Raw genomic sequence first — 14,921 nt, 5'->3', positions numbered from 1 at the left:
TGATGGACAAGCGCCAGCAGCTATCAAAATCAAAGCATCAGCAACACGCTGGGGCCACCTCAGGCGTGCTGGCCGCCACGCTTGACGAAGAACAGCCCCGCGCCCACCGCCATCAGCAGGCCGCCAAACACGCGGTTCTGCGCGCGCACCGCACGCGCGCTGCGCATCAGGCGGCGCAGGGCGCTGGCCCCGAAAGCGTAGCCGTGCATCACCACCACGTCCACCGTCACCGTGGTGGCGGCCATCACCAGGAGCTGCGTCCACAGCGGGCGCGTGTCGGTCATGAACTGGGGCAGCACGGCCACCATGAAGATGATGCCCTTGGGGTTGGTGGCGTTGGTCAGGAAGCCCGTGAGGCAGCGCTTTTGCCAGGTGCCCGCCGGTGCTTCCTCATCGCCCTGCACGGGCGACGCGTCGCCCGCGCGCCACTGGTTGAAGCCCACATAGATCAGGTAGCACGCGCCCAGCACCTTGACGACGCTGAAGGCCACCTCGGACGCCAGCAGCAGCGACCCCACGCCCGCCCCGGCAATCAGCAGGATCAGCAGCAGGCCCAGCTGCAGGCCGAAGATGGTGGCACCCGTCTTGCGCACGCCGAACGACAGGCCATGGCTCATCGACAGCACGGCCCCCGAGCCCGGCGACACCGCGATCAGGCACGACGCCGCGAAAAAAGCCAGCCAAGTCTGCAAGTCCATGAAACACCGCGCCTGTAATCCGAGAAGGGCACGCATCTTAACAACGCGCCCGCGCCGCCGCCATGGCATGCACGAAGAGCGCCTCCAGCGCTTGTCCCACCGCCGCCAGATGCTATTAAAAGTGAAGCGCCACAACAACATGCCTCGCCAGCCTCTCCACATCGCCGGGACGGTGCCAGAATCCTGACACGCCCACGCCCGCATCCCCGCGACGCCCCTTCCCCCACGCCATCGCCCGCATCCCCCTCTATGGAACACGCCCCCACCTGGCTCACCTACGGCTTCCTGTACCTCACCGCGGCGGTGCTGGCCGTGCCCATTGCCAAGGCGCTGGGCCTCGGGGCCATCATCGGCTACCTCGCGGCGGGCATCGCCATCGGGCCCTGGGGCCTGGGTCTGGTGAGCAATGTGCAGGACATCCTGCATTTCGCCGAATTCGGCGTGGTGCTGATGCTGTTCCTCGTGGGGCTGGAGCTGCAACCGAGCCGCCTGTGGGCGCTGCGCCGCCCCATCTTCGGCACCGGCACCGCGCAGGTGCTGGGCTGCGCGGCCGTGCTGTTCGCGCTGGGCGCCCTCGCCGGCCTGCCGTGGCGCGTGAGCCTGGTGGGCGCTTTGGGCCTGGCGCTGTCCTCCACGGCGATCGCGCTGCAGTCGCTGGCCGAGCGCAACCTCATGCGCACCCAGAGCGGGCAGGCGGGCTTTTCGATTTTGCTGTTCCAGGACGTGGCGGCCATCCCCATCCTGGCCCTGCTGCCGGTGCTGGGCGCCGCTGCGGGCGACGGCGCGGGCCACACGCCGGGTGAATTGGCGCTCGAGGTGCTCAAGATCGTGGGCGTGATCGCCGCCATCATCCTCGGCGGGCGCCTGCTGCTGCGCCCCGTGCTGCGCTGGATCGCCAAGAGCAACACCCCCGAAATCTTCACCGCCGCCGCGCTGCTGTTGGTGGTGGGCATCGCCTACCTGATGGTGCTGGTGGGTCTGTCGATGGCGCTGGGCGCCTTCCTCGCAGGCGTGCTGCTGGCCGACAGTGAATACCGCCGCGAGCTGGAGGCTGACATCGAGCCCTTCAAGGGCCTGCTGCTGGGGCTGTTCTTCATCGCCGTGGGCATGAGCATCGACTTCGGCGTGATCCTGCGCTCGCCGGGCCTCATGGCCGCCATCCTGGTCGGCTTCCTCGCGGCCAAGGCCATCGTGATCTACACGCTGGCCAAGCTGGTCAACATCCCGTACCAGGAGCGCCCGGTGTTCACGCTGCTGCTGGCCCAGGGCGGCGAATTCGCTTTCGTGGTGTTCCAGGCCGCCGCCGGTGCCAGCGTGTTCCCGGCCGAGACGGCCTCGCTGCTCATCGGCGCGGTGGCGCTGTCGATGCTGATCAGCCCGCTGCTGCTGGTGCTGCTGGACCGCGTGCTGCTGCGCCGCTACGCCCAGCTCAAGTCCGAGCCCCGGGCCGAGGAAATCTCCGAGCCCCAGGAGGCGCCCATCATCATCGCGGGCTTCGGCCGCTACGGGCAGATCGTCTCGCGCGTGCTGCTGGCCCAGGGCCTGCGCACCACCGTGCTGGACCACAGCGTGGAGATGCTGGAAGTGGCGCGCACCTTCGGCTACCGCGTGTTCTATGGCGACGCCACGCGGCTCGACCTGCTGCGCATCGCGGGCGCCGAACACGCCCGCATCCTGGTCATCGCCGTGGACGATGCCGAGCAGTCCCTCAAGATCGCCAAGCTTGCCCGCGAACACTTCCCCCAGCTGCAGGTGGTGGCCCGCGCGCGCGACGTCACGCACTGGAACAAGCTGCGCGACCTGGGTGTGACGCTGGTGCAGCGCGAACTGTTCGAGTCCAGCCTGCAAAGCGCGCACACGGTGCTGGAACTGATGGGCCTGGCGCCCGCCGAGGCCACGGCCATCACCCGGCGCTTTCGCACCCACAACATCGCCCTGGCCGACCGCATGTACCCGCACTACAAGGACCGCGCCAAGTTCATCGCGGTGGCGCGCGAGGGGCGCAACCAGTTCGCCGAGCAGATGGCCAAGGAGCGGCAGGAGAGCGCGGCGCTGGGGGCGGCGGGGGGCGCGTACCCCGGGTATGGCGAGCCCGGGAGCCCGCTGAGCGCCGACGGGGCGGTCAGCGCCCAGGATGTGGACAAAAACAGGCCTTGACGCTGATGTATCAAGCGCCATATGCTATCTATTCAATAGCAAAAGACCGACGATTGCCGCGCGGGAGGGAGCACGGTCGTGCGCGCCCGCAAGCGGTCGGTCTTTGCGGCGGTGCCTGGCCGTCCGGCGGAACCGCGCAACGCGCACTGCGGCGCCGCTTGCATGGCCACCTCTCAAACGATAACTATTCGCATTAGAATACCCCCTCCTGCCAGCCAGCGTCCCGAAAAGCCACGCGAGCCAGCGCCTTCAGCGTTTGTCCGCCCTCGGCTTTCTCTCCATCGGGACTCCCATGTCTTTTCAGCCCTCGCGCGCGGCCCGTTTCTCGCCGCGCTCTTCGCTCGCCCCCTCTTCCTCCCCGTACCCCTGGGCCCGCAAGGCCGGGGTGTTTGCCCTGACCCCGCTGGCCCTGTGCCTCGCCCAAGCCGCCGTGGCACAGCAGGACGCCGATGCACCGGCGGCCGCCGCCCAGGTGGCCGCGCCGCAGCTCCAGGAAGTGCGCATCAATGCCAGCACCGAGAAGGACATGGGCTTTGCGCCCGTCGAGGCCCAGACCGCCGGCAAGGCGCCCATGCGCCGGCTGGAGACCCCGCAGTCCGTGAGCGTGGTCACGCGCGAGCAGATGGAGTCGCGCCAGATCACCAACGTGCAGCAGGCGCTGCAGACCGTGGCGGGCGTGAGCCCCGTCAACTTCGGGCGCCGGGGTTTTGACGACATCAACATCCGGGGCTTTCGCTCCACCGAATCCATCCTGGTCGACGGCCTGGTACAAAGCCCCGGCATGTGGGCCAAGCTGCAGCCCTACGGCTACGAGCGCTTCGAGGTGCTCAAGGGCTCGGCCTCGGTGCTCTACGGCCAGGTGCAGCCCGGCGGCATCGTCAACGCGGTGAGCAAGCGGCCCAAGAAAGACGCGATCAACGAAGTGGGCGTGGAGGTGGGCAGCTTCGGCCAGCGCACGCTGCAGGCCGACGTGAACAAGCCGCTGTCCGAATCGGGCAAGACAGCGCTGCGCATCAATGCCCAGGTGTCCAACGCCGACGACCCCACGCAGTTCGTCTACCGCAAGGACCGGTGGTTCGCCCCGTCGCTGTCCATCGACCTGGGCGCGCAGACCGACCTGGTGCTGTTCGCCACCTACAGCCGCAGCGAGTGGATGCGCCAGCAGGGCATCACGCCCTACGGCACGCTGCTGCCCAACCGCAACGGCACCCTGTCGCGCACGCTGTTCACGGGCGATCCTGCCTTTGGCGTGTACGACGTGGAGAGCACCACGCTGGGCTATGCGCTGGAGCACAAGGTGTCCGACGCGATGACGTTCCGCCAGAACGTGCGCTACGAGACCGAGAAGGGCACGGGCAACTTCGTCTCCAACCAGGCGCTGCAGGCCAACCAGCGGCTGCAGAACCGCCAGGCGTCGCGCCAGTACATGGACTATGACCTGCTGGCCACCGACACCTCGATGCTCACGCGCTTCGAGGCGCTGGGCGCCAAGCACCAGCTCGTCACGGGCCTGGACGTGCGCAGCGGCCACAGCCTGCTGGCCAGCCGCACCTGCCGCATCGGCGCGCTGGACTTGTTCGCGCCCGTCTACGGCATGCAGGCCACCTGCCCCACGGCGCTGACCAGCGACGCGCCCGCCAAGCTCACCGTGGCCGGGCTGTATGCGCAGGACCAGATCAAGTTCGGCCAGGGCTGGACGGCCCTGGTGGGCCTGCGCCGCGACTGGTCCACCAACGACACGAACAACCGCGTGGCCAACACGCAGACACGCCAGAAGGACAGCGCCACCACGCTGTCCGCCGGCCTGGTGTATGAGTTCAAGCCCGGCTGGGCCGCGTACGGCAGCTACGGCGAGTCCTTCTTGCCGACCTCGGGGCTGGCCTTCAACGGCACGCCCTTCGTGCCCGAGACCGGCAAGCAGTGGGAAGCCGGTGTGAAATACGAGGCGCCGGGCGGCCAGATCACCGGCGCGCTGGCGGTCTTCGACCTGGTGCGCGAAAACGTGACCACCGCCGACCCGGTGAACACGGGCTTCAGCGTGCAGACCGGCCAGCAGCGCGCGCGCGGCCTGGAGGTGGAGCTGGGCGCGGACATGAAGAACGGCTGGAAGCTGACCAGCGCCTACACCTACACGCAGACCAAGGTCACGCGCGACAACAACGCCGCCATCGTGGGCCTGCCGCTGAACCTCACGCCGCGCCACACGCTCACGGCCTGGGCCACCTACAAGCTGCCGCAGCACCAGCGCATCACGCTGGGCATGGGCGGGCGCTACGTCAGCGAGCAGATCGGCTCGTATCCCTTCACGCTGCCGTCGTATGTGGTGGCCGATGCGTCCATCAGCTACGCGGGCGACAACTACCGCGTGACGGCGGGGGTGAAGAACGTGTTCAACAAGGCGTACTACGACGGCGCGATCAACGCCAACGTGGTCTCGCCCGCGTTGCCGCGCAGCTTCAACCTGGGCGTGACGTACTTCTTCTGACGCAGCGCCATCGCCCCGCCACCGCGAGCCGACCATGACCAGCCAGCGCACCCTGAACCGCCTTTTCGTCCTGCACTCCTGGGCGGGCATCGTCACGGGGCTGCTGATGTTCATCGTGTGCTTCTCGGGCGCGGTGGTGGTGTTCAAGAACGAGATCGACCTGTGGGCCAACCCGTCGCTGGCGCAGCTGCCGCGCTCTGCGACGCCCGCGTCGCTCGATGCGGTGCTGACGCAGCTGCACACCCGCTACCCCGGCGCCACGGTGGAGACCATCGCGCTGCCCGACGCGGTCAACCCGAGCTACTTCGCCTTCGTGCGCGAGCGCGGCGCGCCGGCCAGCACGCGCACCAAGGTGGCCCTGCGCTCGGACACGGGCACGGTGGTGGGCCCGGTGGACAGCCAGCTCGGCCAGTACCTGCGCATGCTGCACGTGTTCCTGTTCTTCGGGCCGCGCTGGATCGTGGGCTTTCTGGGCGCCGCGATGCTGGTGCTCATCGTCACGGGCATCGTCATCCACCGCAAGATCCTGGCCGAGCTGTTCACCCAGCGCTGGGGCCGCAGCTTTCGCGTGGTGATGTCCGACCTGCACAAGTCCGCGGGCATCTGGGGCCTGGGCTTTCACATCCTGATCGCCACCACGGGGGCCTGGATGGGCCTGGCGCCGCTGTTCGAGCAGGGCTACAAATACGTGACCACCAGCAGCACCGAAGCCGCAGCCACCGCCAAGCCCGCGCGCAAGGCCGCTGGCGATGCCGCCGAGCCCGTGCGCATGCAGTCGCTGGATGCCCTGTACGCCACCGCGCAGCAGGCCGTGCCGGGGCTGGAGGCGCGCTACGTGTCGATGCGCCGCTGGGGCACCGACACCGCCGAGGCCAGCTTCACCGGCAACCTGGGCGGCCACCTGGCCAGCACCGCGCGGGTGGACATCCACGCCGCCACCGGCGTGCCCAGGAAGGTGCACGACCCGCGCACGGCGGGATTCTGGTCGCTGGTCAACGGTCTCATGGAGCCGCTGCACTTCGGCGACTTCGGCGGGCTGACGCTCAAGTGGCTGTATTTCTTCCTGGGCATGACGCCCGCGTTCCTGTCGATCTCGGGCACCTTGATCTGGCTCGATGCGCGCCAGCAGCGCCGGCGCGAGGCCGAGGCCGCGCAGGGCGCATCGGCCAGCGGGATCGCGGCGGCGGGTTGAGCCCCGCCTCGTTTCCCCCTTCTTTTCTGATTTCTCCCGCCCGCACCATGCAACGCTTCTTCCTGGCCCTGCACGCCACCACGCCCGCCGCGCTCACCGTGGCGGTGTTCGTGCACCTGTGGGGGCCGGCGGGCCTGCCGTCGCTGGCGCAGCGCCCGGTGTGGGCGGTGTGGGTACTCGTCGGGGCGTGGCTGCTGATGTCGGTGGCCGCCGCCTGGGCCCTGCGCGCGCTCGCGCTGTGGCGGGTGGCGCTGTGCGGTGCGGGCGCGATGCTGGCCGTGGCCGGCACCGTGGGGCTGGTGCTGGGCAGCGCGCAGGCCCTGGGCATGGGCGCCAGCCTGGTGGCCGTGGGCCTGGCGTGTGCGGGCATCGCCGCCTTCATCGGGCCGCAGCGGGTGCAGGCGCACCGGCGCAAACCCGCGCGCCACACCGCTGTGGCCACCTCGGGCACGGCGGCGCACCCCATCGCCCCCCGCCCGCGCTGGCATCCGCGCGGATGGCCCCGATGCGGTGTGCCTGCGCACCGGCCCTTCTGGCTGAGCGGCCTGCTGGCGCTGGAATCGTTCCGCCTGGCCCACATCGTGGCCACCGAACCCGCGCGGTCGTCGGGCATGCTGGGCCTGCTGCTCGCCTTCTTCATTGCCCTGCCCGCCGCCACGCTGCGCCACTGGGCGCCCCGCGCCACCGCGCTGCTGTGGGCGCTGGCCGCGCTGGCCTATGGCGGCCTGGCGGCCAAGGCCGGGCTCGCGCAGTGGGCGGTGGCGTCGGTGCTGTGCGCCCTGGCTGCGGGCGCGCCGCTGCTGCTGCTGCGCGTGCGGCGGGCGCTGCGCTGGCGGCGGGCGGGCCATGGGGCACGCCACGCGCCCGCCCCGGCCCCAGACCACCGCCCTCCGGAGGCCGCATGAACGAACTCACCGGTGTGTGTGCCGCGCTGGCCTCGCTGACGGCGCTGACCACCTGGGCGCGCGCGGTCCCCGCCCGCGCCTGGGGGGACGGCGCGGCCGCCGCGCCGACATCGCTGCGCAGCTGGGCCGTGGCCCTGGGCACGCTGGCGCTGCAGGCCCTGGCGGCCACGGCGGCGGCCGGGCTGGCCGCGGGGCTGGCGCTGGTGGTGGCGGCATGGATGGTGCTGGGCTGGCTGCTGGTGCTGGCGATGAACCAGTGGCCCGCCGCAAGCCTGCGCTGGAGCCGCCGCCTGGGCGCGCTGGGCGCCACGGGCTGTGGGCTGGCGCTGACCTGGCAGCTGCTTCGGGCGTGGGGTGCGGCGCCCTGAAGCCCCGGCGCGCGGCACCCTGGGGCGCCGGTGCATTGTTTTTTTCAGATGAAAACAGGCCCCGGCGCTTTGCCAACAAGCGCCAATAGCTATACATTCAATAGCAAAAGGCCACACAGGCAGGCGCCGCACGCCGCCGCCAGCGCCTGCAGCGCCACGGCACAATCGCGCCCATGGATCAGCTGCTCGACGCCCCCTGGGTGCACACCCTGCGCTTCTTCCTGGAAGTGGCCGCCACCATCGCGTTTGCCCTCTCGGGCGTGATCGCCGCCGCGCGCAAGCGGCTCGACGCCGTGGGCGTGTGTGTGGTGGCGTTCGTCGCGGCCTTCGGCGGGGGCACGCTGCGCGACCTGCTGCTGGACCAGCGGCCCTTCTTCTGGATACGCCACACCGGTTTTGTCTGGGGCATCCTGGCCCTGTGCGTGGGCGCGATGCTGTTCATGCGCCAGCGCCACTTTCAGCCCACCGAGCGCGCCATGCTGCTGCCCGACGCGATTGGCCTGGGCCTGTTCGCGGCGGTGGGCGTGGACATCGCCACCGCCATCGGCATGCCGCCGATCATTGCCGTGATGATGGGCGTGACCACGGGCGTGTTTGGCGGCGTGCTGCGCGACGTGCTGTGCAACGAGGTGCCCCAGGCCTTCAGCGACCACCGCCCCTACGCGCTGTGCGCCTTCGCGGGCGGCTGGGCCGACGTGGCGCTGCGCCAGGTGCAGGCGCCGGACTGGGCTCCGCTCGTGGCCTGCGTGCTGCTCACCGCTGGGCTGCGCGGGCTGGCGCTGTGGCGCAACTGGCAGTTGCCCGCCTGGCGGGTGTGACAAGAAACCAGGGGCCGCCATCCCGGCCGCCGATCCGGCACACTGTGCCGCGTGGCACCACCGTGACAGCCCTGCACCGGCGCGGCCTGCACACTGGGCCGCGAGGAGTATCGAGACCATGACCCCGGACCACCCCACCCCCGCCGCCCTGCGCGCCACCGCGCTCATCGACAGCGACGCCCCCGCCATCCAGGCCTTCGCGGCCGCGCATGCGCGCGGCGCCACCGACCGCGAGCGCGCCGTCGCCCTGTACCTAGCCGTGCGCGACGGCTTTCGCTATGACCCGTACCGCATCGACCTGTCGCCGCACGGCATGGCGGCCAGCACCGTGCTGGCCCAGGGCCATGGCTGGTGCGTGCCCAAGGCCGCGCTGCTCACCGCCGCGTGCCGCGCGGCGGGCATTCCCGCGCGCATGGGTTTTGCCGATGTGCGCAACCACCTCAGCACCGAGCGCATGCGCGAGACCATGAAGACCGACCTCTTCATCTGGCACGGCTACACCGACATCTGGCTCGACGGCCAGTGGCGCAAGGCGACGCCCGCCTTCAACATCGAGCTGTGCGACCGCTTTGGCCTGCTGCCGCTGGAGTTCGATGGCGAGAACGATTCGATCTACCACCCGTTCGACAAGACCGGCCAGCGCCACATGGAATACGTGCTGCAGCGCGGCGCTTTCGACGACATGCCGCTGGCGCGGATCGTGGCCGACTTCCAGGCCGTGTACGGCGGCTGGCTCGGTGGCGGCACCACGAGCGCGCTGCACGGCGCGAGCTTTGCGAGCGACGTGGAGCAGGAGGCGGCGCGATGACGCAGGCCCCGCTGGCGGTACCGGGCACCGCGCCCCAGGTCCCTGATGGCTTCGCGGCCCTGCCCTCGGGCGGCCCGTTCATCGAGCACAACGGCCCGCTGTACCTGCGGCACGAAGGTGCGGTGGTGAAATTCGGCTTTCGCGTGGAGCACCGCCATGTGAACCCCATGAACAACCTGCACGGCGGCATGATGGCCAGCTTCTGCGACATGCTGCTGCCGTTGTCGGTGCACCGCAAGAGCACCGAGGTGGCCGGCCGTTTCCTGCCCACCATCAGCCTGCAGATCGACTACCTGGCCCCCGCGCCGCTGGGCGCCTGGGTGGAGGGCGAGGCCGAGCCGCTGCGCATCACCCGCTCGCTGGTGTTCGCGCAGGGCCTGGTGACGGCCGATGGCGTGCCCTGCGCGCGGGTGAGCGGGGTGTTCAAGATAGGCCCCACGGGCCCTGCCTAGCCCGCCCGGCGGCCAGGGCCGCCGTGGTGGCCGCTGTCACGGCCTGCAGGTGCGCAGGCCCTCGGCCCCGGCGGCGCGCGGCGAACACGGGCGCCTCGCCATGGCCGCATCGCCAGACCACGCCGGGTAGCCGCCCATGGCATGGGGAAGGGCTACGCCCGCGGCGCGGCAGCATCGCCCGCGATGCCCATCACTCCCACCACATGCTCCACGAACCGCGCGAGCTTGGGCAGCTGCCGCCGGTCCGGCGCATAGACCAGATGCACGGCGCGGGCCACCGGCAGGCAGTGCTGCATCACCGGCACCAGGGCGCCACTGGCCAGGTCGTCGGCCAGCAGCACCTCGGGCTGCATGATCAGGCCCAGGCCGCGCAGCGCGGCCTGGCGCAGGCCGTCGCCCTGGTTGCACACAAAACGCGCGTTCTCGGGCCAGAAGAACTCCGCGTCGCCATCGCGCAGCGTCCATTCCACACGGCGCTGCCATACCGAATGGCTCAGGCACTGGTGGCGGGCCAGATCGTCGGCGCGCCCGGGCGTGCCATGGCGCTGCAGGTAGGCCGGCGCGGCCGCGATCACCATGCGGTAGGGGCGCAGCGGGCGCGCCACCAGGCCCTCATCCACCACCTGGCCGATGCGCACGGCCACGTCGAAGCCCTCGCCCGTGAGGTCCACCACGCTGTCGGTGAGCTGCAGGTCCACGCGCACCTGGTCATAGCGCTGCAGGAAGTCGGCCACCAGCGGCGCGATGACGTGGTTGCCCAGCGTGAACGGCGCGCTCACGCGCAGCAGGCCCTGCGGCACGGCGCGGCTGCGCTCCACGGCGGACTCGGCCCAGCGCACCTGCTCCAGCACGCGCTTGCTGTCTTCGTAGAACGCGGCGCCCACCTCGGTCAGGCTGTTCTGGCGCGTGCTGCGCTGGAACAGGCGTGCGCCCAGGTGGGTTTCGAGCTGCTGGATGTGCTTGCCCACCATCACGGCCGACACCTGCAGCTGGCGCGCGGCGGCGGCGAAGCTGCCGGCTTCGACCACGGCCACCATGACTTCCATGTTGCGCAGTTTGTCCATGGGCTGATTCCTAATCAATGGTTAGCACAAGAAGAACTTCAATGTACTTTATGCATTGATTGATTCGCAAAAGAATCGGGGCCTGTCTGTTCCTCCACCCGTTCTTTTTCAAGCAAAGGAAAACACCATGTCCAAGATTCTTCTCATCGGCGCGAGCGGCACCATCGGCCAGGCCGTGCTGGCCAACCTGGGCGCGCGCCACGACGTGATCACCGTGGGCCGCAGCAGCGGCACGCACCGCGCAGACTTTTCCCAGCCGGGCTCGGTCGCCAGGCTGTTCGAGGCGGTGGGCCAGGTCGATGCCATCATCAGCACCGCCGGCAACCTGCACTTCGGCCCGCTGGCCGACATGACGCCCGAGCAGTTCAACCTGGGGCTGCAGGACAAGCTGCTGGGCCAGGTGCAATTGGCTTTGATCGGCCAGAAGTACCTGGCCGATGGCGGCTCCATCACGCTGACCGCAGGCATCCTGTCCATCGAGCCCATCCGCAACGGCGCCAGCGCCACGGCGGTGAACGCCGCCATCGAGGGCTTCGTGGCCGCCGCCGCCATCGAGCTGCCGCGCGGCCTGCGCATCAACGCCGTGAGCCCCACCATCCTCACCGAATCGGTGGGCGTGTACGGGCCGTTCTTCCCCGGCTTCGACACGGTGTCTGCCGAGCGCGCCGCGCGCGGCTACCAGCGCAGCGTGGAAGGCGCGCAGACGGGGCGGGTGTACCGCGTGCAATGATCACGGCCACCTGCACCCTACCCGTCTGGGCATGAAAAGAAAATAGCTGCTGCCGCTTGTCCAGCAAGCGGCAGAAGCTATCAATTTAGTAGCATCAATGATCGAAGGCGCAGATCAGTCCAGACTCGCGCCGGATTCCTTGACGACCTTGCCCCACTTCACGGACTCGGCCTGGATGAAGGCGGCAAACTGCTCGGGCGTTTCGCTGTACGTCTCGGCGCCCTGCTCGTTGATCTTCTTCTTCACCTCGGCCTGGTTCAGCACCTTGGCCAGCGCGGTGTTGAGCCGGGCCAGCACCGGTGCGGGCGTGCCGGCGGGCGCGAACATGCCGAACCAGGACGTGGCCTCGTAGCCGGGCACGCCGGCTTCGGCGATGGTGGGCACATTGGGCAGCTCGGGCGAGCGCTTGGCCGTGGTCACGGCAAGCGGCACCAGCTTGCCGCTGCGCACATGCTGGATGGCCGAGGGCATGTTGTCGAACATGATGCCGATCTGGTTGCCCAGCAGGTCGGTCACCGCCGGTGCGCTGCCCTTGTAGGGCACGTGCACCATGTCCACCTTGGCCAGGCTCTTGAACAGCTCGCCCGACAGGTGGATGGAGCTGCCGTTGCCCGACGAGCCGAAGTTCACCTTGCCGGGGTTGGCCTTGGCGTAGGCGATCAGCTCCTTCACGCTCTTGTAGGGCTGTGCGGGGTTGGCCACCAGCAGGTTGGGCACATTGGCCACGCGCGTGAGCGGCGCGAAGTCCTTGATCGGATCGAAGGGCATCTTCTTGTACAGCGCGGCGTTGATGGCATGCGTGCCCACCGTGCCCATGAAGAGCGTGTAGCCGTCCGCCGGGGCCTTGGCCGCCAGCGCGCCGCCGATGTTGCCGCCCGCGCCCGCGCGGTTGTCCACGATGACCGACTGGCCGAGTTCCGTGGTCAGCGCCTGGCCGATGATGCGCGCCAGGATGTCGGTGGTGCCGCCGGCCGCGAAGGGCACGACGATGGTGACGGGCTTGGTGGGATAGGCCTGGGCCATGGCTGCGCTGCTGCCCAGCAGGCCACCAGCGGCGATGGCGGCGATGCCCGCGCAGGCAGCGGCCGACAGCGCGAAGCGGCGGGTGGTGTGGATGGAACGGGTCATGGTTTGTCTCCTTCAGGAAGGTGGATGAAATGGGTGTCACGAGCGCGGCATCCGCCGCGCCATGGCCTCAACCGGGCGCCAAGGCCTCCGGGCGAGAACAGGGGGTGCGCCCCTTTCAGGGCTGCAGTGAAAATGCGTTCAGGTGGCTAGACAGGTGCCACGCCGAGCGTGGTACCACCGCACACGTACAACACCTGCCCGGTCACGAAACCGTTGTCGGGCGAGAGGAAGAACAGCGCCGCGCGCGCCACGTCGTCGGGCGTGCCCATGCGGCCCACCGCAATACTGTTCAGGATGCGCTCGGTCTGCGGCGCGCCCTCGGGGTTGCTCTGGCGGAACAGTTCGGTGGCGATCGGCCCCGGGCCGATGGCGTTGACGGTGATGCCGTCGCGCCCCAGTTCCATGGCCAGCGTGCGCGTCATGCCGATCATCCCGGCCTTGGTGGCCGAGTAGACGACGCGGTCGCCCTTGCCCAGCGCGGCGCGCGACGACATGTTGACGATGCGGCCCTGGCCGCAGGCCCGCAGCGTGGACAGAAAGGCCTGCACCAGCAGCATGGGCGCGCGCAGGTGCAGGCCCACCACGTCGTCCAGCTGCGCGGTGGTGGCGGTGTCGATGGTGCCGGGGCGCGTCGCGCCCGCGTTGTTCACCAGGGCGGTCACGTTGTGCCTGGCGGCGATCTCTGCCGCGCGCTCGCGGGTCGATGCCTCGTCGGTCAGGTCGCCCTGGTACGAGGTGAGCAGCGGGTGGCTCCACGTGGGCAGCGCGTAGTCCAGATTGACCACGGCGCGGCCCTGGGCGAGCACGGCTTCGGCAATGGCGCGGCCGATGCCGTTGCTGGCACCGGTGACGACGGTGACGGGGGTGGAGGAAGTCACTGCAGAGGCCACGGTCACACGCGCTCCAGGATGATGGCGATGCCCTGGCCCACGCCGATGCACATGGTGCACAGCGCGTACTGGCCCGCATGCTCGTGCAGGCGGTTCACGGCGGTGGTGACCAGCCGCGCGCCGCTGGCACCCAGCGGGTGGCCCAGCGCAATCGCGCCGCCCCAGGCGTTCACCCGCGCGTCGTCGTCCTTGAGGCCCAGGGCGCGCAGCACGGCCAGGCCCTGCGCGGCAAAGGCTTCGTTGAGTTCGATCACGTCCATGTGGTCGATGGTCAGGCCCGTCTGCGCCAGCACCTTCTGCGTGGCGGGCGTGGGGCCAAAGCCCATGATGCGCGGCGCCACACCGGCCACGGCCATGCCCACCACGCGGGCGCGGGGCTTGAGGCCGTACTTGGCGGCATGGGCTTCATCGGCCAGCAGCAGCGCGCAGGCGCCGTCGTTCACGCCCGACGCGTTGCCCGCTGTCACCGTGCCATCGGGCCGCACCACGCCCTTGAGCCTGGCCAGCGCTTCCAGGCTGGTCTCGCGGGGGTGTTCGTCCTGGCTGACGACGATGGCGTCGCCCTTCTTTTGCGGGATATGCACCGGCACGATCTCGCGCGCCAGGTGGCCGTCCTTGATGGCCGCCACGGCGTTGAGCTGGCTGCGCAGCGCCATGCGGTCCTGCGCCTCGCGCTCGATGCCGAAGTCGGTGGCCACGTTCTCGGCGGTTTCGGGCATGGAGTCCACGCCGTACTTTTCCTTCATCAGCTTGTTGATGAAGCGCCAGCCGATGGTGGTGTCGTACACCGCGTTGTTGCGGCTGAAGGCGCTTTCTGCCTTGGGCATGACGAAGGGCGCGCGGCTCATGCTCTCCACGCCGCCCGCGATCATCAGGCCCGCCTCGCCCGCCTTGATGGCGCGCGCGGCGGTGCCCACGGCGTCCAGCCCCGAGCCGCACAGGCGGTTGATGGTGGCGCCGGGCACGTCGATGGGCAGGCCCGCCAGCAGGCTGCTCATGTGGGCCACGTTGCGGTTGTCCTCGCCGGCCTGGTTGGCGCAGCCGTAGAGCACGTCGGTCACCGCGGCCCAGTCCACGCCGGGGTTGCGGTCCATCAGCGCCTTGATGGGGATGGCGCCCAGGTCGTCGGTGCGCACGCTGCTCAATGCGCCGCCGTAGCGGCCGAAGGGGGTGCGGATGGCGTCGCAGATGAAGGCTTGGGTGGTCATGTTTTTTGTCTCCTCGGA

The 14,921-nt window shown here is 69.8% G+C and carries 14 protein-coding genes; 9 read left to right on the top strand and 5 right to left on the bottom strand.

The window, feature by feature from the left end:
* Positions 1–59: 59 nt before the first annotated feature.
* Positions 60–698, bottom strand: coding sequence for a LysE family translocator (locus AC07OC_RS18360; protein ID WP_218339573.1), 639 nt, complete (start codon positions 696–698; stop codon positions 60–62).
* A gap of 249 nt (positions 699–947) precedes the next feature.
* Here AC07OC_RS18360 and kefC point away from each other — a divergent pair, with 249 nt between their 5' ends.
* The 8 genes from kefC to AC07OC_RS18320 all read left to right on the top strand — a co-directional run bounded on the left by kefC (position 948) and on the right by AC07OC_RS18320 (position 9,883).
* Positions 948–2,855, top strand: coding sequence for a glutathione-regulated potassium-efflux system protein KefC (gene kefC / locus AC07OC_RS18355; RefSeq protein WP_218339574.1), 1,908 nt, complete (start codon positions 948–950; stop codon positions 2,853–2,855).
* A gap of 292 nt (positions 2,856–3,147) precedes the next feature.
* Complete coding sequence (locus AC07OC_RS18350) at positions 3,148–5,340, top strand: TonB-dependent siderophore receptor (RefSeq protein WP_255591032.1); 2,193 nt, start codon at positions 3,148–3,150, stop codon at positions 5,338–5,340.
* Positions 5,341–5,374: 34 nt separating this feature from the next.
* Entirely contained in the window at positions 5,375–6,532 is a 1,158-nt protein-coding gene (locus tag AC07OC_RS18345) for a PepSY-associated TM helix domain-containing protein (protein WP_218339575.1), read from the top strand.
* Between the two features lie 47 nt (positions 6,533–6,579).
* The gene (locus tag AC07OC_RS18340; protein WP_218339576.1) at positions 6,580–7,437 is read left to right on the top strand and encodes a hypothetical protein; all 858 of its coding nucleotides are present in this window, start codon (positions 6,580–6,582) and stop codon (positions 7,435–7,437) included.
* Positions 7,434–7,805 (top strand): hypothetical protein, encoded by a 372-nt coding sequence (locus AC07OC_RS18335; protein ID WP_218339577.1) that lies wholly within the window; start codon positions 7,434–7,436, stop codon positions 7,803–7,805. Before AC07OC_RS18340 ends, AC07OC_RS18335 begins: the two co-directional genes overlap by 4 nt.
* Positions 7,806–7,978: 173 nt before the next feature.
* On the top strand, positions 7,979–8,623 hold the full coding sequence (locus tag AC07OC_RS18330; protein ID WP_218339578.1) for a trimeric intracellular cation channel family protein: 645 nt from the start codon (positions 7,979–7,981) through the stop codon (positions 8,621–8,623).
* 118 nt (positions 8,624–8,741) lie between these two features.
* Positions 8,742–9,431: a transglutaminase-like domain-containing protein gene (locus AC07OC_RS18325; protein ID WP_218339579.1), complete on the top strand. Its 690-nt coding sequence runs from the start codon at positions 8,742–8,744 to the stop codon at positions 9,429–9,431.
* The gene (locus AC07OC_RS18320) at positions 9,428–9,883 is read left to right on the top strand and encodes a PaaI family thioesterase (protein WP_492253806.1); all 456 of its coding nucleotides are present in this window, start codon (positions 9,428–9,430) and stop codon (positions 9,881–9,883) included. Before AC07OC_RS18325 ends, AC07OC_RS18320 begins: the two co-directional genes overlap by 4 nt.
* A 152-nt stretch (positions 9,884–10,035) precedes the next feature.
* Here the strand turns inward: AC07OC_RS18320 and AC07OC_RS18315 are convergent, their stop codons facing one another.
* On the bottom strand, positions 10,036–10,947 hold the full coding sequence (locus tag AC07OC_RS18315; RefSeq protein ID WP_494601879.1) for a LysR family transcriptional regulator: 912 nt from the start codon (positions 10,945–10,947) through the stop codon (positions 10,036–10,038).
* 127 nt (positions 10,948–11,074) lie between these two features.
* Here AC07OC_RS18315 and AC07OC_RS18310 point away from each other — a divergent pair, with 127 nt between their 5' ends.
* On the top strand, positions 11,075–11,677 hold the full coding sequence (locus AC07OC_RS18310; RefSeq protein WP_218339581.1) for a short chain dehydrogenase: 603 nt from the start codon (positions 11,075–11,077) through the stop codon (positions 11,675–11,677).
* Between the two features lie 114 nt (positions 11,678–11,791).
* Here the strand turns inward: AC07OC_RS18310 and AC07OC_RS18305 are convergent, their stop codons facing one another.
* The 3 genes from AC07OC_RS18305 to pcaF all read right to left on the bottom strand — a co-directional run bounded on the left by AC07OC_RS18305 (position 11,792) and on the right by pcaF (position 14,903).
* A complete protein-coding gene (locus tag AC07OC_RS18305) occupies positions 11,792–12,805 on the bottom strand; it encodes a Bug family tripartite tricarboxylate transporter substrate binding protein (RefSeq protein ID WP_494601878.1) in 1,014 nt (337 codons plus the stop codon).
* Between the two features lie 146 nt (positions 12,806–12,951).
* Complete coding sequence (locus AC07OC_RS18300; RefSeq protein ID WP_218295968.1) at positions 12,952–13,683, bottom strand: SDR family NAD(P)-dependent oxidoreductase; 732 nt, start codon at positions 13,681–13,683, stop codon at positions 12,952–12,954.
* 14 nt (positions 13,684–13,697) lie between these two features.
* Entirely contained in the window at positions 13,698–14,903 is a 1,206-nt protein-coding gene (gene pcaF / locus AC07OC_RS18295; RefSeq protein ID WP_492246401.1) for a 3-oxoadipyl-CoA thiolase, read from the bottom strand.
* Positions 14,904–14,921: the final 18 nt, after the last annotated feature.

The organism is Acidovorax sp. GW821-FHT10E04, from assembly GCF_059415185.1.
Note: the sequence above shows the minus strand (reverse complement) of the source record. Positions and strands in the feature narration are given on the sequence as shown.

Excerpts from the sequence above, each read along its gene's own strand:
- AC07OC_RS18330 (WP_218339578.1), top strand. The coding sequence starts at position 7,979 with ATGGATCAGCTGCTCGACGCCCCCTGGGTGCACACCCTGCGCTTCTTC.
- pcaF (WP_492246401.1), bottom strand. The coding sequence starts at position 14,903 with ATGACCACCCAAGCCTTCATCTGCGACGCCATCCGCACCCCCTTCGGC.
- AC07OC_RS18315 (WP_494601879.1), bottom strand. The coding sequence starts at position 10,947 with ATGGACAAACTGCGCAACATGGAAGTCATGGTGGCCGTGGTCGAAGCC.
- AC07OC_RS18305 (WP_494601878.1), bottom strand. The coding sequence starts at position 12,805 with ATGACCCGTTCCATCCACACCACCCGCCGCTTCGCGCTGTCGGCCGCT.
- AC07OC_RS18360 (WP_218339573.1), bottom strand. The coding sequence starts at position 698 with ATGGACTTGCAGACTTGGCTGGCTTTTTTCGCGGCGTCGTGCCTGATC.
- AC07OC_RS18350 (WP_255591032.1), top strand. The coding sequence starts at position 3,148 with ATGTCTTTTCAGCCCTCGCGCGCGGCCCGTTTCTCGCCGCGCTCTTCG.
- AC07OC_RS18335 (WP_218339577.1), top strand. The coding sequence starts at position 7,434 with ATGAACGAACTCACCGGTGTGTGTGCCGCGCTGGCCTCGCTGACGGCG.
- AC07OC_RS18325 (WP_218339579.1), top strand. The coding sequence starts at position 8,742 with ATGACCCCGGACCACCCCACCCCCGCCGCCCTGCGCGCCACCGCGCTC.
- kefC (WP_218339574.1), top strand. The coding sequence starts at position 948 with ATGGAACACGCCCCCACCTGGCTCACCTACGGCTTCCTGTACCTCACC.
- AC07OC_RS18345 (WP_218339575.1), top strand. The coding sequence starts at position 5,375 with ATGACCAGCCAGCGCACCCTGAACCGCCTTTTCGTCCTGCACTCCTGG.
- AC07OC_RS18340 (WP_218339576.1), top strand. The coding sequence starts at position 6,580 with ATGCAACGCTTCTTCCTGGCCCTGCACGCCACCACGCCCGCCGCGCTC.
- AC07OC_RS18320 (WP_492253806.1), top strand. The coding sequence starts at position 9,428 with ATGACGCAGGCCCCGCTGGCGGTACCGGGCACCGCGCCCCAGGTCCCT.
- AC07OC_RS18310 (WP_218339581.1), top strand. The coding sequence starts at position 11,075 with ATGTCCAAGATTCTTCTCATCGGCGCGAGCGGCACCATCGGCCAGGCC.